Here is a 19454-nt window from a genome sequence, read left to right on the forward strand (position 1 = left end):
CGTCACGCTTCAGAACTGGCCGCTGAAGTCGAACAGCTGGCCGTTGATCCAGCCCTTGCGGAAGGCCAGGGCGCCCTTGCGGTTCATCACCACGCCGCGCGCCTTGGCGCTGCTGAGCGAGGCGCGCAGGTAGCTGAGCACGAACAGCTCCAGGTCGGCGGCCGCGACCTTGTCGCGCCACAGGCCGGCGTTCTTGATGCAGTCGACGCGGCCCCACCAGGCGGCCGGGGCGGCCAGCAGCCAGTCGCAGACCACGTCGTCGGCCTTGCCCGGCGTCGAGGTCTTGATGAACTGGGTCACGTCGTCGTGGTCGAGCCCCTTGAGGCTGCCGTTCTGGGTGACCAGGTCGAAGAACCAGATCAGCTCCTGCAGGCTGCGCGCGGGCCGGCCGGCGGCCAGCGCCCAGGCCGTGGCCAGGGCGTCGGCCTTGGCGGCCACGACCTTGATGCGGCTGAACTGCTGGGCCTTCATCTCGGGCGAGCCCATCAGGGCCGCCAGCTCCTTCTTGGGAACGGCCTTCAGCTGGGCGCCGGTCTGCCACTGGCGCACGGTCGCCAGGCCTTGGGCGACGCCGCTGTTGCAGGCCTGCCAGAGCTGGGCCCCGATCGTCGGCGCCTCGCGCAGGACCACCGGCTTGCCGACCGCCAGCACCAGCGGCTGCAGCGAGGCCGAGCCGATGTTCCACTGCAGCACGCCGCAGGAGATGCCCATGCCGTCGAAGTCGCCCGTGACGCCCCGCCAGGGATCGCCGGCGTTCTCGAAGCGGCCCGTCACGGCCACCGCCGTGTTGATCTCGGCGTCGGTCACGGCCATGTCGCGCTCCCCCTTTTGGCGATAATCAGAAAATACACTCATCGCGCGATATTGTCATTCGAACCCGTCAGGCGCGCGACGCGCCACGGTTGTGAACTTTCGGTAATTCATCCCGGGTTCAGCCGAAGGATCCTCCTCTGAGCCAAGGCCAAGTTCGGTCGTAGAGGGGTGTTCAACATGCAGAAGAAACTGGCCGTATTGGCCCTGGTCGTCGCCGCGGGCCTGTCGACCTCGGCCTGCGTCATCATCGACGCCGACGACGGCGGCAAGCGCGACGTCTCGGTGAAGATCAACGACGGCGCCGACTCGCTGGAGCCGGTCTATGGCGTGGCGCTCGAGAAGGGCGAACTGGTGGCGCGGGTGTCGTCGAACGGCTGCACCAAGGCCGAGGACTTCAAGGTCACTGCCGATCGTCGCGACAGCGGCGTCGCCGTCACCCTGACCCGCGAGCGTCCCGACCTCTGCCGCGCTCTCGTGCCGGAAGGCAAGGAAGTGCGCTTCGACCTCGACGCCATGGGCGTGCAGCGCACCGACAAGGTGCGGGTCCGCAACCCGCTGCAGCGGGCCTAAATTACGCTTGTCGATCACTTGCCGCCGCGCCACTCTCGCTTCGAGAGAGAGGCGCGGATGGCTCAGCGACTGGCGGGACGGTTCGAGGCAAGGCCGATGAAGGCGCCGAACCTGGCGCCGATGATCGGCGTGCTCATGGCGGTGTTCGCCGGGGGTGTCGGCTTGGCCGGCGCGGCCGGGACGACGACGTCCGTGGAACTGCCGCTGGTCGCCTCCATCTATTGCGGGCCCGCGCGACACGCGACCGTGCTGGCCGTCGGGGCGGGCGGAGCCCTCAGCTTCGAAGGGCGGGCGATCGAGACGGAAGCGCTGGACGCGGCGTTGGCCAAGCTGGCGGCCGCCGATCACCGGCTGGCCATCTGGGCGCGCCCCGATACCGGCTATGGCGTCATCCAGCCATTGATCACAGCCGCTGGCCGGGCGGGCGTCGGCGTCGACCTGATCTCGACGAACGCTTATCCCGAGCCGCCGGACCGGACCTCGCGTTGACTCTCGCTCCTCCCTCCGCCATAAACCGCGCCTTCACGCTGCCGGCTCGCCGCGCGGCGCGATAGCTTCATGACGGAATGACCCGAAGCCGCCGTTGAAATCGCCCTCCCTCGGGAGGACCGGCCCGGATCGACATAAAGAGTGACCTATGTCCAAGCGCCATAGCGCCAAGTACAAGATCGATCGCCGTATGGGCGAGAACCTCTGGGGCCGGCCCAAGTCGCCGGTCAACCAGCGGTCCTACGGCCCCGGCCAGCACGGCCAACGCCGCAAGCAGAAGGTTTCGGACTTCGGCCTGCAGCTGCGCGCCAAGCAAAAGCTGAAGGGCTACTACGGTAACCTGACCGAGAAGCAATTCTCGCGCACCTACGAGGAAGCCGCCCGCCGCAAGGGCAACACCTCGGAAAACCTGATCGCGCTGCTCGAGTCGCGTCTGGACGCCATCGTCTACCGCGCCAAGTTCGTGCCGACCGTGTTCGCCGCCCGCCAGTTCGTGAACCACGGCCACGTGACCGTGAACGGCAAGCGCGTGAACATCCCGTCGTACCGCTGCAAGCCGGGCGACGTGATCGCGGTCCGCGAAAAGTCGCGCAACATGGCTCTGGTGCTGGAAGCCGTCGCCTCGAACGAGCGTGACTTCGCCGAGTACGTCTCGGTCGACGCCAAGGGCCTGTCGGCCACCTTCGTCCGCGCTCCGGAACTCTCGGAAGTTCCGTACCCGGTGAAGATGGAACCGAACCTCGTCGTCGAATTCTACGCCTCGTAAGACGCGTAGAACTCGCAAGAGATCGGAAAAGGCCCCGGAGCGATCCGGGGCCTTTTTTGTTGGGCTCCGCATGCCCCTCCGGCCCTCCGGGCCACCTCCCCCAGAGGGTGAGGATCTGAAGCGCCAAGATGCTCTCCCTCTGGGGAAGCTGTCGCGAAGCGACTGAGGGGGCTTGAAACCCGAAAAGCCCCTCCTATCTCCAATGAGCGGGCCGGGCCCCTCTGGCGCAGCGTCTTCACCTCCCCTCTGAAGGACGCGCGTGATGTCGGACCGCATCGGGTGTTCTCGATGTCTGGGTCCGGGTGTCCCTCCCCCTCGTGCCGGATCCGACATCGGGAACCCCGTCTCCATTCTTGGACCAGGGACCCGAACGACCCATGCCTCTCCTGATGTGCCCCAACTGCGACGGCTCCATGCAGGCCGTGCAGCGCGCCGGCGTCGAGTTCGACATGTGCCCCAAGTGCCGGGGCGTGTGGCTCGATCGCGGCGAACTCGAAAAGCTGATGGCGATGGAGCGCGAGGAGGCCCAGGTCTCCGCGGCGCCTTCCGGACCCTCGCCCTTCGGCCGGCCGCAGCCGGCCCCCGACACGCGTTATGGCGAGCAGCGCTCCGAGCCGCGCCGCTACGACGACAACTGGCGCGGCGATCACAAGCGCCACGACGACCGCAAGCACTACGACCGAGACGACGACTATCGCCGCCACGGCCACCACAAGAAGAAGCGCTTCGATCTCTTCGACATCTTCGACTGATCCCGCGCAAGAGGACCATGAACCACTTCAAGACCTTCGCCCTGCTGACCGGCCTGACGGCCCTGTTCGTCGGGGCCGGCTACATGATCGGCGGCCCCACCGGCATGCTGATCGCCTTCGTGCTGGCCGCCGGCATGAACCTGTTCTCGTACTGGAACGCCGACAAGATCGTGCTGCGGGCCTACGGCGCGGTCGAGGTCGACGAGAACCATCCCGAGCCGCTGGTGCGAAACTACGCCCGCGACGTGCGCGACCTGGCCGACCGCGCCGGCCTGCCCATGCCGCGCGTCTGCATCATCGAAAGCGACCAGCCCAACGCCTTCGCCACGGGCCGCAACCCGCAGAACGCGGCCGTCGCCGCCACCACGGGCCTGCTGGCCATGCTCGACCGTGACGAGATCCGCGGCGTCATGGCCCACGAGCTGGCCCACGTGAAGAACCGCGACACCCTGACCATGACCGTGACGGCGACCATCGCCGGCGCGATCTCGGCCCTGGCCAACTTCGCCTTCTTCTTCGGCGGCTCGCGCGAGAACGACGAGCGTCCGGGCGGGATCATCGGGGCCGTCGCCCTGGCGATCCTGGCCCCCATCGCCGCCATGCTGGTGCAGATGGCCATCAGCCGCTCGCGCGAGTACGAGGCCGACCGGGTGGGCGCGCAGATCGCCGGCGACAACCGCGGCCTGGCCCGCGCGCTGGAGAAGATCGACGCCTATGCGCGCGGCGGGGTGGTCAACCACGAGGCCGAGCGCAATCCGGCCACGGCCCACATGTTCATCATCAACCCGCTGGCCGGCCGGGGCGCCGACAACCTGTTCTCGACCCACCCGGCCACCCACAACCGGATCGAGGCCCTGATGAAGCTGGCGATCGGCCAGGGGACGCGCCAGCGGCTTGGAACCGCCGTCCCGACCAGCGGCCCCAGCCGCCAGCCGGGGCCGTGGAGCTAGAAACGAGAAGGGCGGCGGGGATGGCCCCGCCGCCTTTTTTCTTTCCCCTACCGCGCCGTCGCCGGGGCGCCGCGCACGGGTTCCTCGTCATCCTCGTTCAGCGCGCCCAGTTCGCCGCTCAGCCGCGCCTTGCGGCCATAGACGATCTCGAACAGCGGGCTGGCCATCAGGGTGGTGACGATGGCCATGACCACCAGCATCGAGAACAGCGCCGGGCCGATGATGCCCTTCTGCAGGCCGATGTTGATGATGATCAGCTCCATCAGGCCGCGGGCGTTCATCAGCGCGCCGATGCCCATGGCCGTGGCGTTGTCCTGGCCGGTGAGGCGGGCGGCGGCCCAGCAGGCCAGGCCCTTGGCGGCGATCGAGCCGGCCAGGATCACCAGGGCGATGCCAGCCAGGGCCCAGCTGTTGACCATGGTCAGCTGGGTGTTGAGACCCGAGAAGGTGAAGAACATGGGCACCAGCAGCGCCAGGGCGAAGGGCTCCAGCTGCTTCTTCAGCTCGCGGGTCAAGAGGCCGCGCGGCATGGCCGCGCCCAGGATGAAGCCGCCGAACACCGAGTGCAGGCCGGCCGCGTCCATGGCCCAGGCGCTGAGCATGAACAGCACCACGATCACGCCCAGCAGGGTGGGGGTGACCTTGCCTTCGCGCTCGGCCCAGCGGCCCAGCGGGGCCAGCAGCTTTGGACCCATGGTCAGCATGAACAGGGCGAACAGGCCGCCGCCGATGATCGCCTTCACGGCCACGGCCGCGCCGCCTCCCAGGCTGGCCAGCACGATGGCCAGCACCGTCCAGGCGCCGGCGTCGTCGATGGCGCCGGCGGACAGCGACAGCGAGCCCAGCGGGGTCCTGGTCAGGCCGCGCTCCTGGATGATCCGGGCCAGCACCGGGAAGGCGGTGATCGAGATCGCCGCGCCCATGAACAGCGTGGCCTGGAACGACTGCACGCCGGCGCCGAACAGGTTCAGGCTCATCAGCCACGGCGTCAGCAGGATCGCGACCAGGAACGGCGCGGTCATGCCCGACAGCGATACGGCCAGAGCGCTCTTGGCGTTGGCCTTGAAGTGGTCGCTACGGAAGCCGACGCCGACCAGGAACATGTAGAGGCCCACGCCCAGCTGGGCGCCGACATAGAGGACCGACTTGGTCTCCTTGGGGAACAGCATGTGCTGGATGTCGGGGGCCAGCAGGCCCAGCAGCGACGGGCCCAGGATCACGCCGGCGATCATCTCGCCCACCACCTGGGGCTGGTCGAAGAAGCGCTTCACGACCCAGCCCATCGCGCGGCAGGCCGCGACGATCACCGCCATCTGCAGAAAGAAGGCTACGCTCAACTCAGCCGTCGTCATGCGGCCGTCCCCCCCGATACGCCGCGTGACGCGGTCGCGTTTCATCCCTGCGCCGACGCTAGCAACGATCCTTGGTCCGGACAACGTTGTCAGAATTGCATGTTACCGCTCCCTGTGGAGGCTGGGCGCAAAGCGTGTGTGTGGGGAGGCTCGACGATGATCCGGAACCTGGCGGCGGCGTTCGCGACCCTGGCCCTTACGGCGGGCGCGGCGCCCTACGAGGTCGCGCCGGGCCTGTTCCGCGCGGGAGAGGCGGACCTGGGCCTGAAGGCCGCGCGGGGAACCGGGACCTTCACGGTCTTCGCGCCTACGGAAGGTTCCGACAAGTTCAGCAACGGCGTGGTGCTGGCCGCCTTCAAGGGACGTCTCTACGCCCAGTGGCAGAGCTCGGCCCGCGACGAGGATTCGGCCGACACCTGGGTCGCCTACGCGGTCAGCGACGACGGACGGATCTGGACCCCGCCCAGGGCGCTGGCGCCGGCCGGGCAGGGCGGGCTGATGCGCTCCAGCGGCGGCTGGTGGACGGACGGCGAAACCCTGGTCGCCTACGCCAACGTCTGGCCCGACGGCTTCCAGTCCGGGGCCGGCGGCTACGCCGAGTATCGCGCCAGCCGCGATGGGGTGAACTGGAGCGACGCCCGGCGGGTCATGGGCGCCGACGGCCGGCCGGTCGAGGGCGTGATCGAACAGGATCCGCACCTGATCGACGGCCGGGTGATGACCGCCTTCCACCTGCGGCCGGGCATGATCGCCAAGCCGTTCTTCACCGACGACCCGCTCGGCGTCTCGGGCTGGACGCAGGGCCGGATGGAGAACCTGCCGCGCGACGTCTCGGGCGCGGCCGCAGCCCACGAGCGGCGCCTGAGCCGCGAGATCGAGCCCAGCCTGTTCCGTCGCGCCGACGGCTGCGCGGTGATGGTGTTCCGTGACGAGGAACTGAGCTTTCGCCAACTGGCCTCGGAAAGCTGCGACCGGGGCGTCTCGTGGACGACGCCGGTCCTGACCGCCATGCCCGACGCCCGCGCCAAGCAGAGCGCCGGCAACCTGCCAGACGGAAGCGCCTACCTCGTCAACGCGCCCAACAGCGACCGGCCGCGCCTGCCGCTGGCGGTGACGCTGTCGGCGGACGGCCGCCTCTTCGACCGCAGCTTCCGCCTGCGCGGCCAGGGCGACCTGCAACCGCTGCGGTTTCCGGGCCAGTACAAGCGGCCAGGCTACCACTATCCCAAGAGCGTGGTCTGGAACGGCGCCTTGTGGGTCGGCTACGCGGCCAACAAGGAGGACGTGCAGGTCACCCGCGTCCCGCTATCGGCTCTCGGGACGCGCTGACATCGGACGCTAAGGCAGCCTCACCGCTGTCGGCGGCGGAAACTGATCGAGTTCCCAGGTCGACGAGCTGTTGTACGAGCCGCTCATATAGGGAGGCTGCACGTACCACGGCGGCTCGTAGTCGTAGTCGAGACGCGGCATCCCGGTTCGGGTTGGCGGCAAGGGGGGCTCGTACACCCAGTCGACGCGCACCCCGCAGGCCCGGAAGTCGGAGGCGCTGTCGGCGCGGCAACGGAAGCCGTCGGCGGTCGCCTGGCAATCATTGACCCTGACGGCCGGCTTGAAGCAGGTTCCCTTGCGCTTGGCCCTGGCCTGGGCCTTGTCGGTGGCCAGGCGCATGGCCTCCTCGCGGGTGGGCGCCTTGGCCCAGTGCCAGCTCGAGGCGACCGCGCCGCCGGCCGCCAGCGACATCACCAGTCCGACCGCGATGATCCGCGCCTTCATGTCGTGTCCTCCCTTGCCTGGACGGATTTCGACAGGAGAGTGAAGGGCGCGTCAACAACCTTCACGGATGTCGATGGGCAGGTTCCACCTTTGGGATCATTTCACCAGCGGCGCGCGCGACGGGTCCTGGCGGACGATCTCGCGAATGCCGACCAGGGTGGTGAACGAGCGCACCCGCCGGTCGTCGTTCAGCACCTCGTTGGTGAAGGCCTCGTAGGCTTCCATGGTCGGCACGGTGACCAGCAGGACGAAGTCGGTGCTGCCGGTGACGTGCCAGGCGCTGAGCACTTCCTTGCGGGCGGCCACGCCGGCGGCGAAGGCGTTGTAGATCGCGCTGCCCTCGCGCTCCATCTGCACCAGCACGTGCATGGTCAGGCCTGCGTTGAGGCGCGCCGGATCGACGATGGCGACGTCGGCGACGATCACGCCCTCCTTACGCAGCCGCCGCAGGCGACGCAGCACGGCGCTCTCGGAAAGCCCGACCTTTTCGGCCAGGCTGCGGGCCGGTTCCAGGTTGTCGCGGCGGACCAGTTCCAGCAGGCGACGATCGAAGTTGTCGAGGGTGACGGATTTCGTCATCTGGCTTGCTCATGTCGCCTGTTTTGGGCGGTATACGACGAATTTCGGCGAGAAGCGCCAGTCATCCGGGACTAGTTTGCCGTCATGTCCGCCGCCGCCCTCCGTCGTCCCGCGCTAGACGCGCTGTTGCCCTATGCCGCCCTGTTCGGGGGCATGGTGACGCTGGCCGGCGGCACCTCCTTCGCCAAGACGCTATTCCCGGCCGTGGGCGCCCAGGGCGTGTCGGCCTATCGCGTCGGCTTCGCGGCCGTCCTGCTGCTGCTGCTGTGGCGGCCGTGGCGGTTCCGGCTGACCCGCCAGGACCTGCAGGGCGTGGCGTTCTACGGCGCGGCGACCGGGGTGATGAACCTCTGCTTCTACATGTCGCTGCGGACCATCCCGCTGGGCGTGGCCCTGGCCATCGAGTTCCTGGGGCCGCTGACCCTGTCGCTGCTGCACGCGCGCAAGGCCAGCCACTTCCTGTGCATCGGCCTGGCCGCCTTCGGCCTGCTCATGCTGCTGCCGCTGAAGATGGGCGCCGCGCCGCTCGACCCCGTCGGCGTCGGCTTCGCTCTGGCCGCGGCGGTCTGCTGGGCGCTTTACATCGTCGCCGGCAAGCGCATCGGCCATCTGCATGGCGGTCGCTCGGTGGCCATGGGCATGAGCGTGGCGGCCCTGATCGTCGTGCCGTTCGGCGTCGCCTCGGCCGGCGCGGCCCTGCTCGACCCGCACCTGATGCTGCTGGGCCTGGTGGTGGCCGTCTGCTCCAGCGCCGTGCCCTATTCGCTGGAAATGGTCGCCCTCAAGCGCATCCCCAAGCGCACCTTCGGCGTCATGCTCAGCGCCGAACCGGCGATCGGCGCCATGGCCGGCCTGATCGTGCTGTCCGAGCACCTCTCGATGCAGCAATGGGCGGCCATCGCCTGCATCGTCGCCGCCTCGGCCGGCGCGATCCTGACCACCACGCCCGAGAACGTCGTGATCGAGGATCCCGAGGAACTCGAGCGGCCAGGGGCCTAGGATGCGGAATAGTCGTATTTGTTGCGGTGGCTTGTCGATACCCGCTTGACGAGTGTCGTGGGCTGCGTTCGTCTTTCTTCGGGGGAGGCGCAGCATGACATCCGCAGAGCCGATCGTTCGCCAGCTTAGCGAAACAGCGTCGCCTCCGGCCGCTTACGAGCCTGAGCGGGCCGCCGAAGCGTGGCGGCTGCGCCTGACGCCATTCATGATGGCCATGATCGTGCTCGGCAGCCTGTTCTTCGCCGGTGTCGGCGTCGCGCAGATGCAAAGCCTGGACAGGCAGTTGGGCCGAGCGGCCGTTCATGTCGTCCCTCCGCGTCCATCCGGCCTGCAACAGTCCGAGCAAGGCTATCGTCAGGACGTTGCGGCGGCTCTGGAGCAGAGCGTGGTCGCCCGCCGCTACGAGTTCGCCGTCGCGACGCTGCGGGTGCGTCTCTGGACTCGGATGCTCGGCTTCTCGGCAGGCATGGTGCTGGCCATGGTCGGAGCGGCGTTCGTCCTCGGCAGGCTTCAGGAAAGCCAGAGCCAGCTTTCGGCCCAGGGGGCGGCGCTCTCGGTATCGATGACCAGCGCGTCGCCGGGCCTGATCCTCGCCGTGCTGGGGGCTGGCCTCATGGCGCTGTCGATCGCCGTGGCGCCCAATGTCACCACGTCCGACGGCGCGATCTACTGGATGGAACCGGCGCCGGCGGACAGTGCGGAGCCGCCGGGCTCCTCCCTGCCGCCGCCAACGCCGCTCGGCCAATGAGCGGCGCTCGTCTTCTCCTGGGAGTGGCGCTCTGGGCCGGGTTTGCGACCGTTCATCCTGCCTGGGCGCAGGCGCCGGCCACCACGGCCGACGTCGCACGTTCAACGGCGCTCGACGCCTGGGCGGCAGGTCAATTCGCATTGTCCTACAAGCGAGCGACGAACGCGCTGGCGAGCTACGGATGGCATCTCGATACGGCCTATGTGCAAGCGACCAGCGCCTGTCGGATCCCTAACGCCCGGGCGGTGGGCCATGACTTGCTCGCCGCTCTGCTGCGGCGACCGGCCAATCGTGGCGGTCCAAACGCCCGCCAGCGTGCGAACATCGCTCTGGAGTGGCAACTATGCGAGCCGCCGATCACGGCGACGGTCACCGCGGCCTACACGCGGCGTCCAGCGCGTTGGGTGGGCGTGACCGGGGCGCCTTACGACCCGGCCCCGCCCGCCTTCACCTTGTCGGCGGAGGCGTTGGCGGCCCAATCCGCCGCCGAGATCGCAAGCCTGTCGCCTCGCCTGGTCTCCGACGCCGATTTGCAGGCGCGCGCGCTGGCCGTCGGCGACACGGAGGAGCCTTTCCCGGATGGCGTCGACTGGGCCATTGACTGCTTCTCGGACTTGTCGCCGCAAGACGAAGCTCGTTTCTGCCCGGCGCCCCAGAACGTGAAGACGACCCTGCCGGTCGCCAACTAGCGGACTACTTCGCCTCCACCGGCAACAGGCGGCTGTACTCCCAGGCCCAGGGCATGCCGGTCTCGCCCAGCGCGGCCTTGACCACCGACGGGAAGATCCGCTGGCCGTCGCCGCTGTTGGTCAGCACCACCACGCATCGCCGGCGCTCCTCGACGCAGACCATGATGTTGTCGGTGATGTCGTTGTGGCCGCCCTTGAAGAAGGCGCGGCCCTGCGGTCCCTCATAGGTCACGACCCCGACGCCGGCCGCCAGCTTGATCCTGGCGTTGTCGGGGTTGGTCTCTTCGGTAAAGGTCGGGAATTCCGAGCGCGAGACGATCGGCAGGCTTCCCCGCGCGAACTCCGCGCGGGCCGCTTTCGACAGGCCCCAGCCGCTGGCCATGGCCGCCGCCATCTTGCCCATGTCGTCGATCGTGGTGTCGAGCGAGCCGGCCGCCTTGACGCTGGAGCGGTCGTCGTGCGGCTGCCACTTGCCGGTCTCCTCGCGGCCGTCGGCGAGGTCGGGGGCGAAGTCGTCGCGCCAGACCATGCCCGAGCGGCTCATGCCCAGCGGCTGGAACAGGCGCCTGTCCATGTCGGCCCCGACCTTGACCCCCAGGCCCTGCTCGATGACGAACTGCATCAGGTTGATGCCCTCGCCGGAATAGGCGTAGCGGCTGCCCGGCGTGAACTTGATGTCGAGCTTCTCGTCGGGGTTCAGCCAGCGGAAGTTGGGAAAGCCCGTCGAATGCCCCAGCAGCATGCGCGGCGTCAGCGCCCGCCAGCGCTCGTCACCGGCCAGGTCGGTATAGGCCTTGTACTCGGGCAGGGGCTTGGGAAGGTAGGTCGCGATCGGCGTGTCGAGATCCAGCTTGCCCTCGTCGACCAGCATCATGACGTAGTAGGCGAACACCGCCTTGGTGATCGAGGCGGCGTACATCACCGTCTGGGGCTTCAGCGGATCGCCCTTCTCGTTGCGGATCCCCTGGGCGGTCACGTGCGCCACCTTGCCGTCCTCGATCACGGCCACGGCGACGCCCGGGACCTTGCCCAGGGCCATGAGTCGGGCGATCTCGGCGTCGAGCTTCGGATTTTCGGCGCGCGCCGACCCGCCGGCCAGGCACAAGGCGGCCGCCGCCCACGCCAGAGACTTTCCACGCATTTCAAGAGGCCCCACTGTTGCGCGCACCCCCGCGCCGGGCGACCTTGGAGCCCATGGGCGTCTTTTTCAACCGCCGCGTGCTGCTGGCCGGACTGCTGCTTTCGGGATGCGTGACCGTCGGCTCGCGTCCGCCGCGCCTGTTGCCGGCCGATCCGGATCTCTACGGCGAGCTCGAGCCCCTGGTGACCGTCCGGTCGGAGGCCGACGGCCTGGTGATCGGCCTGCGGTCGCGGGGCTGCCTTCGGCGGGAGGACCTGCGCTTCTTCGTCGACCGGCGCGACGGGATCGCCGACGTCGCCTTCGCCCGCCGGCGGCTGGAGACCTGCGGGACGGGGGAGGCGGCGGGCGTGGCCGATTTCCGGTTCGGCTGGAGCGAACTGAACCTGACCGGCGCCCGGGCCGTGCGGGTGCTCAATCCGGTCCGCTGAGACTCAGCCCTTGGGCGTGAAGCGCTCGACCATCCACGGAAGCACCCGGGCCGGGCGCTTGGCGGCGATGTCGATCAGCACCCAGTCGGTGCGGCTCTGGGCGCACATCTCGCCGTCGGGACCGTCGATGCGGACATAGCGCTCGAAGCGAGGGCCCTTCAGCTCGCCTACCCAGGTGTAGCCGGTGGCGATCTCGTGCGGCAGCAGTTCGCGGCGATAGTCGATCTCGTGGCGGCGCGCGACCCAGCTCCAGGGGGCCCGCTCCTCTTCCGAAGCCCAGGCCTCCCAATGAGCGATCGCCAGGTCCTGAGCCCAGCCCAGATAGACCACGTTGTTGACGTGGCCGTTGGCGTCGATGTCCGACGCCCTGGGCTCGAAGGTCAGGGGAAAGGCGTCGCCCGGCGGGACGAAGAGGCGGCTCACCCGGTCAGGCCGAGATGAGGCCCTGCTCGATCAGAAGGGTCTTCAGCTCGCCCGACTGGAACATCTCGCGGACGATGTCGCTGCCGCCGAGGAATTCGCCCTTCACGTAGAGCTGGGGAATGGTCGGCCAGTCGGTGAAGGTCTTGATGCCCTGGCGCAGTTCGTCGTCCTGCAGCACGTCGACGCCGACGAACTCGACGCCCAGGTGGTCGAGGATCTGCACGGCCACCGACGAGAAGCCGCAGCGCGGCTGGTCGGGCACGCCCTTCATGAACAGCACGACGGGGTGTTCGGCCACCGTCTTGGCGATGAATTCGAGGGCGGGGGAGGCGGCGACTTCGGTCATGGGGAGGTATTCCTTGGCGGTAGCCCCTCAGCTAGGCGCCGCAAGGCCCTCGGTCAAGCGCGGCGCTTGGTCCCGGCGGCCTGTTCGGCCGAAAACCGCGCCATCTCGATCTGGGCGGCGCAGCCGGTCGGCAAGTCGCGCTCGACCACGCCGGCCAGGCCCTCCAGCTTGTCGCGCTTGGTGGTGATGACCTGGACGGTGGCCAGCGACGGTTCGGTCAGGGCGTAGCCCAGGCAAAGCTCCTGGCCGGTCCAGCCCGGCGTGTTGTCGAGGAAGTCGTAGCCGCCGAGATTGGTCAGCGGGTCGGTGCGGCGGCGCCACAGCGACGGCTTCTTGAAGATCGGCTTGGCCTCGCGCTCGCGGATGGCCTGGGGCCAGAAGTCCTCGCCGATCACCGCCACGTCGCGGGCGACGGCGCTGCGGATGCGGTTGCGCTCGGCCCAGCCGGACGACAGGTTGAACGGCGCGGCCAGGGCGTCGAAGACTCCGGTCGCCAGGTGCCGCTCCTGGCTTTCGCCCCGGCTGGCCAGGCCCAGCGAGCGGATCAGGCCCGACTGGCGCAGGCCCAGCAGTGCGGCCATCGCCGTCGGCGGGAAGGCCGAGCCGGGATCGTCGACCGTGACGAGATCCACGTAGGACAGGCCGCAGCGCTCGACGGCGACGTCGACCATGTCGTGGATCGCCTGGGCGCCGAGCAGCTCGCCGCCGCTGCGCAGGCGCCAGCCCACGAACAGCAGCCGCCGCTCCAGCGTGGTCAGGGACTCGCCCACGCCCTCGATCAGGGCGTTCGACGAGCCGTGGACCTCGAAGCTGTTGATGCCGGCCTCGAGGGCCGTGAAGATCAGGTTGCGCCAGTCCTTGCCGCTCATGCGCGGATGGTCGGCGAGCCGCAGCGTCACCGCCGAGATCGCCATGCCCGCCTTGCCGAAAGGACGATAGCGCAAGGTCGTTACTCCGCCGGAGCCGCGGTTTCGAGCGCCAGGGCATGCAGTTCGCCGCCCAGCACGTCGGCCAGGGCGCGGTTGACCATCTGGTGCTGCTTGACGCGGTTTAGGCCGCGGAAGGCGGGCGAGACGATGCGCGCCTTGTAGTGGTCGCCGTCGCCGGCCAGGTCGGTCAGCACGATCTCGGAATCCGGGAAGGCCGCGTTCAGGCGGGCTTCGAGCACGTCGGGCGACATGGGCATGGGCGGATTCTCCGATCCTCGTAGGGGCTGTATGCCCCGTAAACCTTAAGATCGCGCATATGGCGGGCGTCGCGGGCCGACGCAATCGTTCCATGCATCGGCCCGCCCAGCCGTGGGATCCTAGGTCGTCGGGATCCACGCCGCGCCGTTCGAGAATACGAGCTTGCCCGTCCCGCTGTCATAGGCGAGCTGGCCGGCCGGCGCAGTCGAGGGCAGCACGCCGTAGACGGGAACCTGGATCGGCGCGTCGAGCGCGGCGGAGAACCGGGAGTTGGCGCCGATCAGTTCGGGCTTGCCCGTCAGGGTCGACAGCAGGTTGCGGTCGGACGTTCCGGTCTCGCGCGCCACGGTCGTGGGATGGATCGAGACGGCGTTGACGTTCGAGACGGTGCAGTTCTGGCTGTCGGTAAGGCGGATGCAGGCCGCGCCGACGTCGATGCGGTTGTAGTCCTTGGCGCTGACCTGGGAGAGGCTGACATGCTGGCACCCCTCGAGCCGGACGGCCTCCCGGTGATGCGAGATGGCGATCACCCCGTTCACCTGCAGGTTCTTGGCGTTTCGGATCACCATGCCGGCCTCGGTGCAGTTGCCGGTCCATAGGTTGCACAGGATCATTTCGCCCAGGTCGTTGTCCGACTGGATCAGCCAGCCGATTTCGGCAGTGTCGGCCAGGCAGTTGTCGATGTGCAGCCAAGTGTTCTTCACGCCGCCGGTCGTGTCGCCGATGTACCAGCCGTACTTGGTGCCGCCGGCTTCGCAGGCGGTGAACTTCGAGCCCTGTCCGTTGACGATCCGGAAGCCGGTCTCGATGCAGTCCTGCATCGTGCAGCCCGTGGCGATCACGGCGTTGTCGATGTACTCGCTGGAGGACTGGCTCATGTAGACGCCATGTCGGCAGCGGTCCGCGCCGCCGCCGGTGGCCTGCAGGTTGGTCAGCTTGGTCTGCCAGGCATGAGACACGACCATGCCCAGCATGCAGCTGAAGAACAGCACGTCCTCGACGGCGCAGCGGTTGGTCCACTTCAGCATGATGCCATACGAACCGGGCTGGTCGTTGCCGAAGCCGCGGATCGTCAGGCCCTTGATGCCGGCTTGGTTCAGCGGCTCGGTCGGCGAGCCCTCGGCCCGAATGACGGAAAAGTCGCCCAGCGCCCGCATCTCGGTGGTGTGCATGCCTTGGCCGCGGATGTGGACGCCGTGAGCGTTGGACAGGTCCAGGCTCTGGGAAAGGCGATAGACGCCGCGGTCGAGGGCGATCTCGACGCCGTCGGTGGTGAACTGACCGTAGGGACGGCCATGATCGACAAGGGCTTGCAGCACGGCATGGTCGTCGACGCCGTTGGGCGCCGGAGCGTTGATGGTGGGCATGAAAATAGCGCTTTCGAAAATGTGTTCTGAAATCAGGCTTGGCCTGTGTGACGAACCTGTCTGGACGAAGCGTCAGGAGCGGTCGCAGGCCGGCGGACTTGCGCTGCTGACGGGAGAGCCGCATTCAGGGGACATGGTTTGCTCTTCCCCCGGTTTTCGCCGCGCCAGCCGTCTTGTCGGCGTCGTGCTCGTCTCCGCCCTGATCGCCGCGCCGGCCCTGGCGGGGCCCGGCGACACGGCGCTGGACGACGTTAAGGTGTTGTCGGCCGACGCCATGCAGGGGCGCGCCCCGGGCACGCCGGGCTCGCAGCTGGCCCGGACCTACATCCTGGAGCGTTTCAAGCTGATCGGGGTCGCGCCCATCGGCGAGGGTTTCGAGCGGCCGTTCCGCTACACCCGCAAGGACGGGACGACGATCACCGGCGTCAACCTGGCAGCCCGCATCAAGGGGACGGCGCCGGACGGCAAGGCCCTGGTGGTCACCGCCCACTACGATCACGTCGGGGTCAAGGACGGCAAGGTCTACAACGGCGCCGACGACAACGCCTCGGGTGTCGCCGGCCTGCTGGCCGTGGCCGAGGCCTTCAAGGAAAAGCCGCCATTGCATGACGTGCTGATCGTCGCGCTGGACGCCGAGGAGGGCGGCCTGCGGGGCGCCAAGGCCTTCGTCGCGCAGCCGCCGATCCCGCTGTCGGCGATCGGCCTGAACGTCAATTTCGACATGCTGAGCAAGAACGCCAAGGGCGAGCTCTACGCCGCCGGCGCCTCGCCTCAGCCGGCCCTGAAGCCGATCCTGGAGGCGGTGGCCAAAACCGCGCCGGTCAAGCTGAAGCTCGGCCACGACACCGACGCCGACGGCAAGGAGAACAACTGGACCGCCCAGTCCGACCACGGGGCCTTCGCCGAGAAGGGCGTTGCCTGGGTCTATTTCGGCGTCGAGGATCACCCCGACTACCACCAGCCCACCGACGACTTCGAGACCATCCCCCAGCCGTTCTTCAAGGCCTCAGTGGCGACGGTGATCCAGGCGACGCGGGCCTTCGACGAGCGACTGGCCGAGATCGCGCGCTAGCCGGGATCGAAGGTCAGGCATTCGGATCGTCTTGCCGAAGGATGGGGCGCTGGACGCGTGGCGGATCCCCTCCGGCCCTCCGTGCCACCTCCCCCAGAGGGGGGAGGATCTTTAGGTTCGCCTTCCTCGCCCTTGTAGTGAGGTTTTCCCTAGGTCCGAGCAGCGACCGGCATGGGCCCTCGCCACAGGGCGAGGGAAGCAGGATTACGGGGGCGCGTGGGGGATGGCGGAAAAGCCTGGGTCCCCGCTTTCGCGAGGATTTTACGGGTGGGAGCGGGCTGGCCCTGGCGCTTGAAGCGTCCGAGCACAGGCCAAACCCGCCTTCCTCGTCACGGGGGATGGAGGGACGCGGAAAACCTGCGCCCGAGCATGAGTTGCGATACCTGATGGTGGAGGTAGCCCGATGTTCGGCTCTCGGCGGAGAGAAATCCCTATTCTGCCTCTTCGTCGTTGGCCGCCTCGACCTCGACGCCGAACACCTCGTCGATGACGTCCATGATCTCCTCGAGGTCGTCGAGCGTGACTTTGACGCGCATGGTCTGGTCGTCGTCGGCGGTGAGAGTCAGGAAGATGCCGTGCTCGGTCTCCTCCAGGATGAACTCGTCGAGATTGGCGATGACCGACATGTTGCGCCTCCCAGGCTTCGCAAGGTGAGCGGCCGGCGGCGGCTTTCGTTCCGCCGCCGGCAGGGTGTCAGGCTAGGCCGTAGCGGGGCGCGGGGCGGTCGCGCGACAGGTTGGGAGCCAGATTCAGGCGGGCCGCGTCGTAGGCGGCGAAATCGCCGGCCTCGGGCAGGGAGGGTATGGTCACCAGCTCGCCCTGGTCGAAGCCCGCCAGCGCCGCGTCGACCAGGTCGCCGACCTCCATCACCGTCGACGGATCCAGCGCGTCGACGCTGCCGCCCGAGCGGTCCCAGATCTCGGTGCGGGTGGCGCCGGGCAGCACCGCCTGCAGCTTCACCGCGTCTGGCAGCTGGCTGCGGAGGCCTTGCGTGAAGTAGGTCACATAGGCCTTGGTCGCGCCGTAGACCGGCGAGCGGAACTCGGGCAGCAGGCCCACCACCGACGAGATGTTGACGATCGCGCCGCGGCCGCGGGCCTTGAAGGCGCGGGCCGCCGCGTGGGCCAGGCGGGTCACCGACACCACGTTCAGCTGGATCAGGTTGTCGACCTTGTCGACGTCCTGGTCGACGAAGTCGCCGCCCAGGGCCGCGCCGGCGTTGTTGATCAGGATGTCGATGGTCGCGTCCTCGGCCAGCCGGGCCTCGACGCGGGCCAGGTCGACGGCGTTGGTCAGGTCGGCCTGGACGACGTCGACCTTGACGCCGGTCTGCGCCGTCAGGCGCTCGGCCAGGTCGGCCAGGCGCCGGGCGTCGCGGGCCACCAGCACCAGGTCGTGGCCGCGCCGGGCCAGGCGGTCGGCATAGGTCGCGCCGATGCCGCTGGAGGCGCCCGTCACCAGGGCCGCGCCGGGAAAGTCTTGTTTGCTCATGTCTCGATCCCCTCGGGATGCTGGCCGTCGCGCTCGTCGCGGCGGAGTGACTTGCAGATGGCTAGTTACTTTCGAATTGCAAGTAACTGGCTTTCATTTTGCTATCGACGCCCTATCTTCGCTTCATGACCACGCGCGCCTTCGATCCTGGACAGTGCCCCGTCGGCCGCACGCTCGAACGCGTCGGCGACACCTGGAGCCTGATGATCCTGCGGGACGCCCAGCAGGGGCTGACCCGCTTCGACGCCTTCGAGAAGAGCCTGGGGGTCGCCCCAAACATCCTCGCAAAGCGCCTGGCCGGACTAGTACAATCCGGCTTTCTCGAGCGGCGGCCCTATCAGGACAGGCCCGTGCGCCACGAATACGTGCTGACCCCGCAGGGCCGCGACTTCGCGCCGGTGCTGACCGCGCTGCTGGCCTTCGGCAACCGCCACTTCGCGCACGAGGGGATCGCCGGCCAGCTGGTCGACCGGGTCACGGGGCAGGCGGCCGAGCCCGTCGTGGTCGACGCCGTCAGCGGCCGGCCGATCGACGCCGAGCGCTTCACCTACGCCGCCGGCCCGGCGGCGGGCGAGACGGTGCGCCAGCGGGTCGCCGAGATCGAGGCTCGCCGCGGCCGCGACTGAAACGGCGCCTTTGGGTAATCTTCGTAGGGTTGTATGCTCCCTCAGATTGCGAAGGGCAGGGGCGCCTTCGCGGGGAGGCCTGGCTATGGACACCATCACCGCCAAGAGCGCCAACGGCGCGAGCGACCCGGGCGTCGTCTCGGCCCTTGCCGAGGACGTCGCGGCGCCTCCGGCCGAGGCGCCGCCCGCCGAGTCCGCGTCGGAGAAGCCGGTCCTGGCCGCCGGCCTGGGTTCGGCGGGGCCGGAGGTGAAGCTGAACTTCGTCAACCGCTCCAACGACGCCAGCAACGTGCACGTGCTGCTGTTCGGCCAGCCCCCTTCGCCGGCGATCGACGAGATCGGCCAGGCCTGGCGGGTGATCGACAACTGCGGTCCGGGCTGGAGCCATCCGTTCGTCTGGCCGGCGGCCGTCACCCTCGGCGTCGTCGATCCGCACGGCAACGTCTCGCCGCAACTGGACATCGCCAACGGCCAGGTCGCCGAGGTCGTGGCCGGCGACACCGGCACGGTCCTGAAACTCGCCGACCAGCAGGGGCCCGCGAGCGCGATCAGCGTTCTCAACCAGCTGCCCCAGGGCTTCGTCGAGGCCGCCTTCTTCCGGGACGGCAAGCCCTATGCGCGGCAGTTGCTGGGGCCGCACACGACCGCCGTCTTCACCCTGCCGCCGAAGATCTGGATCGGCGCGGCCTTGCGCAGCGAAGCGGGGGCGGCGGTCGGCGCCGATGCGGTCTCGGCCCTGACCGAGATCAACCTGATGGGCATCGCCGGCGCCGACATCGTCATGACCGGCGGCGGCCAGGGCGCCGACGCCAAGCCGTTCCTCTTCACCCTGGCGAACGTCACCTACGGCTGAGCCCAGACCCGGACGGCGGCTTGCGGGCCGCCGTCCGATC

At 68.7% G+C, this 19454-nt stretch carries 25 protein-coding genes; 13 read left to right on the forward strand and 12 right to left on the reverse strand.

The features are described from left to right. Positions 1-9: 9 nt before the first annotated feature. On the reverse strand, positions 10-813 hold the full coding sequence (locus C1707_RS11525; RefSeq protein ID WP_101712481.1) for a peptidoglycan-binding domain 1 protein: 804 nt from the start codon (positions 811-813) through the stop codon (positions 10-12). A gap of 177 nt (positions 814-990) precedes the next feature. Between C1707_RS11525 and C1707_RS11530 the strand changes: the two genes are divergently transcribed. The 5 genes from C1707_RS11530 to htpX all read left to right on the forward strand — a co-directional run bounded on the left by C1707_RS11530 (position 991) and on the right by htpX (position 4340). After that, positions 991-1383, forward strand: coding sequence for a hypothetical protein (locus C1707_RS11530; protein WP_101712663.1), 393 nt, complete (start codon positions 991-993; stop codon positions 1381-1383). A 57-nt stretch (positions 1384-1440) separates the two neighbouring features. Next, positions 1441-1872, forward strand: coding sequence for a hypothetical protein (locus C1707_RS11535; RefSeq protein ID WP_164467333.1), 432 nt, complete (start codon positions 1441-1443; stop codon positions 1870-1872). 148 nt (positions 1873-2020) lie between these two features. After that, positions 2021-2638, forward strand: coding sequence for a 30S ribosomal protein S4 (rpsD, locus tag C1707_RS11540; protein ID WP_101712483.1), 618 nt, complete (start codon positions 2021-2023; stop codon positions 2636-2638). A gap of 377 nt (positions 2639-3015) precedes the next feature. Then, complete coding sequence (locus tag C1707_RS11550) at positions 3016-3390, forward strand: TFIIB-type zinc ribbon-containing protein (RefSeq protein WP_101712485.1); 375 nt, start codon at positions 3016-3018, stop codon at positions 3388-3390. A 17-nt stretch (positions 3391-3407) separates the two neighbouring features. Beyond that, positions 3408-4340 carry a zinc metalloprotease HtpX gene (htpX, locus tag C1707_RS11555; RefSeq protein WP_101712486.1) on the forward strand — a complete coding sequence of 311 codons (933 nt, stop codon included), beginning with the start codon at positions 3408-3410 and terminating at the stop codon, positions 4338-4340. A 47-nt stretch (positions 4341-4387) separates the two neighbouring features. Here htpX and C1707_RS11560 read toward each other — a convergent pair whose 3' ends face one another. Continuing rightward, positions 4388-5692 (reverse strand): cation:proton antiporter, encoded by a 1305-nt coding sequence (locus tag C1707_RS11560; RefSeq protein ID WP_101712487.1) that lies wholly within the window; start codon positions 5690-5692, stop codon positions 4388-4390. 156 nt (positions 5693-5848) lie between these two features. Here C1707_RS11560 and C1707_RS11565 point away from each other — a divergent pair, with 156 nt between their 5' ends. Continuing rightward, entirely contained in the window at positions 5849-7021 is a 1173-nt protein-coding gene (locus C1707_RS11565) for a sialidase family protein (RefSeq protein ID WP_101712488.1), read from the forward strand. Between the two features lie 9 nt (positions 7022-7030). On the opposite strand, the gene C1707_RS11570 is transcribed toward C1707_RS11565, so the two are convergent. Next, positions 7031-7465, reverse strand: coding sequence for a hypothetical protein (locus C1707_RS11570; protein WP_101712489.1), 435 nt, complete (start codon positions 7463-7465; stop codon positions 7031-7033). 96 nt (positions 7466-7561) lie between these two features. Beyond that, positions 7562-8044, reverse strand: coding sequence for an Lrp/AsnC family transcriptional regulator (locus tag C1707_RS11575; protein WP_101712490.1), 483 nt, complete (start codon positions 8042-8044; stop codon positions 7562-7564). Between the two features lie 84 nt (positions 8045-8128). Here C1707_RS11575 and C1707_RS11580 point away from each other — a divergent pair, with 84 nt between their 5' ends. The 3 genes from C1707_RS11580 to C1707_RS26125 all read left to right on the forward strand — a co-directional run bounded on the left by C1707_RS11580 (position 8129) and on the right by C1707_RS26125 (position 10480). Continuing rightward, positions 8129-9043, forward strand: coding sequence for an EamA family transporter (locus C1707_RS11580; RefSeq protein WP_101712491.1), 915 nt, complete (start codon positions 8129-8131; stop codon positions 9041-9043). A gap of 94 nt (positions 9044-9137) precedes the next feature. After that, positions 9138-9791 carry a hypothetical protein gene (locus tag C1707_RS11585; protein ID WP_101712492.1) on the forward strand — a complete coding sequence of 218 codons (654 nt, stop codon included), beginning with the start codon at positions 9138-9140 and terminating at the stop codon, positions 9789-9791. After that, positions 9788-10480 carry a hypothetical protein gene (locus C1707_RS26125; protein WP_145998346.1) on the forward strand — a complete coding sequence of 231 codons (693 nt, stop codon included), beginning with the start codon at positions 9788-9790 and terminating at the stop codon, positions 10478-10480. Before C1707_RS11585 ends, C1707_RS26125 begins: the two co-directional genes overlap by 4 nt. 4 nt (positions 10481-10484) lie before the next feature. On the opposite strand, the gene C1707_RS11595 is transcribed toward C1707_RS26125, so the two are convergent. Continuing rightward, positions 10485-11621: a serine hydrolase domain-containing protein gene (locus C1707_RS11595; protein WP_101712494.1), complete on the reverse strand. Its 1137-nt coding sequence runs from the start codon at positions 11619-11621 to the stop codon at positions 10485-10487. Between the two features lie 53 nt (positions 11622-11674). Here C1707_RS11595 and C1707_RS11600 point away from each other — a divergent pair, with 53 nt between their 5' ends. Next, positions 11675-12049 carry a hypothetical protein gene (locus C1707_RS11600; RefSeq protein WP_101712495.1) on the forward strand — a complete coding sequence of 125 codons (375 nt, stop codon included), beginning with the start codon at positions 11675-11677 and terminating at the stop codon, positions 12047-12049. Between the two features lie 3 nt (positions 12050-12052). Here C1707_RS11600 and C1707_RS11605 read toward each other — a convergent pair whose 3' ends face one another. The 5 genes from C1707_RS11605 to C1707_RS11625 all read right to left on the reverse strand — a co-directional run bounded on the left by C1707_RS11605 (position 12053) and on the right by C1707_RS11625 (position 15372). After that, positions 12053-12472, reverse strand: coding sequence for an acyl-CoA thioesterase (locus C1707_RS11605; RefSeq protein WP_101712496.1), 420 nt, complete (start codon positions 12470-12472; stop codon positions 12053-12055). A 4-nt stretch (positions 12473-12476) separates the two neighbouring features. Then, entirely contained in the window at positions 12477-12818 is a 342-nt protein-coding gene (grxD, locus tag C1707_RS11610) for a Grx4 family monothiol glutaredoxin (RefSeq protein ID WP_101712497.1), read from the reverse strand. 53 nt (positions 12819-12871) lie between these two features. Next, a complete protein-coding gene (locus C1707_RS11615; RefSeq protein WP_101712498.1) occupies positions 12872-13762 on the reverse strand; it encodes an aldo/keto reductase in 891 nt (296 codons plus the stop codon). A 5-nt stretch (positions 13763-13767) separates the two neighbouring features. Beyond that, complete coding sequence (locus C1707_RS11620) at positions 13768-14004, reverse strand: BolA family protein (protein WP_101712499.1); 237 nt, start codon at positions 14002-14004, stop codon at positions 13768-13770. Positions 14005-14124: 120 nt separating this feature from the next. Then, positions 14125-15372: a right-handed parallel beta-helix repeat-containing protein gene (locus C1707_RS11625; protein WP_101712500.1), complete on the reverse strand. Its 1248-nt coding sequence runs from the start codon at positions 15370-15372 to the stop codon at positions 14125-14127. Positions 15373-15505: 133 nt separating this feature from the next. Between C1707_RS11625 and C1707_RS11630 the strand changes: the two genes are divergently transcribed. Then, positions 15506-16444, forward strand: coding sequence for a M20/M25/M40 family metallo-hydrolase (locus tag C1707_RS11630; protein WP_101712501.1), 939 nt, complete (start codon positions 15506-15508; stop codon positions 16442-16444). 431 nt (positions 16445-16875) lie between these two features. Here the strand turns inward: C1707_RS11630 and C1707_RS11635 are convergent, their stop codons facing one another. Continuing rightward, a complete protein-coding gene (locus tag C1707_RS11635) occupies positions 16876-17070 on the reverse strand; it encodes a hypothetical protein (protein ID WP_101712502.1) in 195 nt (64 codons plus the stop codon). A 67-nt stretch (positions 17071-17137) separates the two neighbouring features. Further along, a complete protein-coding gene (locus C1707_RS11640) occupies positions 17138-17935 on the reverse strand; it encodes an SDR family NAD(P)-dependent oxidoreductase (RefSeq protein ID WP_101712503.1) in 798 nt (265 codons plus the stop codon). A 125-nt stretch (positions 17936-18060) separates the two neighbouring features. Here C1707_RS11640 and C1707_RS11645 point away from each other — a divergent pair, with 125 nt between their 5' ends. Beyond that, positions 18061-18561, forward strand: coding sequence for a winged helix-turn-helix transcriptional regulator (locus C1707_RS11645; protein WP_101712664.1), 501 nt, complete (start codon positions 18061-18063; stop codon positions 18559-18561). Between the two features lie 85 nt (positions 18562-18646). Further along, entirely contained in the window at positions 18647-19414 is a 768-nt protein-coding gene (locus C1707_RS11650; protein WP_101712504.1) for a hypothetical protein, read from the forward strand. Positions 19415-19454: the final 40 nt, after the last annotated feature.

The sequence above is a fragment of the Caulobacter flavus genome (assembly GCF_003722335.1).
Taxonomy (GTDB): domain Bacteria; phylum Pseudomonadota; class Alphaproteobacteria; order Caulobacterales; family Caulobacteraceae; genus Caulobacter; species Caulobacter flavus.

What these genes read in the sequence shown, in the direction of transcription:
- C1707_RS11650 (WP_101712504.1), top strand. Translation starts at nt 18,647, where the DNA reads ATGGACACCATCACCGCCAAGAGCGCCAACGGCGCGAGCGACCCGGGC.
- C1707_RS11630 (WP_101712501.1), top strand. Translation starts at nt 15,506, where the DNA reads ATGGTTTGCTCTTCCCCCGGTTTTCGCCGCGCCAGCCGTCTTGTCGGC.
- C1707_RS11550 (WP_101712485.1), top strand. Translation starts at nt 3,016, where the DNA reads ATGCCTCTCCTGATGTGCCCCAACTGCGACGGCTCCATGCAGGCCGTG.
- C1707_RS11625 (WP_101712500.1), bottom strand. Translation starts at nt 15,372, where the DNA reads ATGCCCACCATCAACGCTCCGGCGCCCAACGGCGTCGACGACCATGCC.
- C1707_RS11570 (WP_101712489.1), bottom strand. Translation starts at nt 7,465, where the DNA reads ATGAAGGCGCGGATCATCGCGGTCGGACTGGTGATGTCGCTGGCGGCC.
- C1707_RS26125 (WP_145998346.1), top strand. Translation starts at nt 9,788, where the DNA reads ATGAGCGGCGCTCGTCTTCTCCTGGGAGTGGCGCTCTGGGCCGGGTTT.
- C1707_RS11600 (WP_101712495.1), top strand. Translation starts at nt 11,675, where the DNA reads ATGGGCGTCTTTTTCAACCGCCGCGTGCTGCTGGCCGGACTGCTGCTT.
- C1707_RS11580 (WP_101712491.1), top strand. Translation starts at nt 8,129, where the DNA reads ATGTCCGCCGCCGCCCTCCGTCGTCCCGCGCTAGACGCGCTGTTGCCC.
- C1707_RS11535 (WP_164467333.1), top strand. Translation starts at nt 1,441, where the DNA reads ATGGCTCAGCGACTGGCGGGACGGTTCGAGGCAAGGCCGATGAAGGCG.
- grxD (WP_101712497.1), bottom strand. Translation starts at nt 12,818, where the DNA reads ATGACCGAAGTCGCCGCCTCCCCCGCCCTCGAATTCATCGCCAAGACG.
- C1707_RS11595 (WP_101712494.1), bottom strand. Translation starts at nt 11,621, where the DNA reads ATGCGTGGAAAGTCTCTGGCGTGGGCGGCGGCCGCCTTGTGCCTGGCC.
- C1707_RS11565 (WP_101712488.1), top strand. Translation starts at nt 5,849, where the DNA reads ATGATCCGGAACCTGGCGGCGGCGTTCGCGACCCTGGCCCTTACGGCG.
- C1707_RS11635 (WP_101712502.1), bottom strand. Translation starts at nt 17,070, where the DNA reads ATGTCGGTCATCGCCAATCTCGACGAGTTCATCCTGGAGGAGACCGAG.
- C1707_RS11620 (WP_101712499.1), bottom strand. Translation starts at nt 14,004, where the DNA reads ATGCCCATGTCGCCCGACGTGCTCGAAGCCCGCCTGAACGCGGCCTTC.
- C1707_RS11645 (WP_101712664.1), top strand. Translation starts at nt 18,061, where the DNA reads ATGACCACGCGCGCCTTCGATCCTGGACAGTGCCCCGTCGGCCGCACG.
- htpX (WP_101712486.1), top strand. Translation starts at nt 3,408, where the DNA reads ATGAACCACTTCAAGACCTTCGCCCTGCTGACCGGCCTGACGGCCCTG.
- C1707_RS11640 (WP_101712503.1), bottom strand. Translation starts at nt 17,935, where the DNA reads ATGAGCAAACAAGACTTTCCCGGCGCGGCCCTGGTGACGGGCGCCTCC.
- C1707_RS11530 (WP_101712663.1), top strand. Translation starts at nt 991, where the DNA reads ATGCAGAAGAAACTGGCCGTATTGGCCCTGGTCGTCGCCGCGGGCCTG.
- C1707_RS11525 (WP_101712481.1), bottom strand. Translation starts at nt 813, where the DNA reads ATGGCCGTGACCGACGCCGAGATCAACACGGCGGTGGCCGTGACGGGC.
- C1707_RS11575 (WP_101712490.1), bottom strand. Translation starts at nt 8,044, where the DNA reads ATGACGAAATCCGTCACCCTCGACAACTTCGATCGTCGCCTGCTGGAA.
- C1707_RS11585 (WP_101712492.1), top strand. Translation starts at nt 9,138, where the DNA reads ATGACATCCGCAGAGCCGATCGTTCGCCAGCTTAGCGAAACAGCGTCG.
- C1707_RS11560 (WP_101712487.1), bottom strand. Translation starts at nt 5,692, where the DNA reads ATGACGACGGCTGAGTTGAGCGTAGCCTTCTTTCTGCAGATGGCGGTG.
- rpsD (WP_101712483.1), top strand. Translation starts at nt 2,021, where the DNA reads ATGTCCAAGCGCCATAGCGCCAAGTACAAGATCGATCGCCGTATGGGC.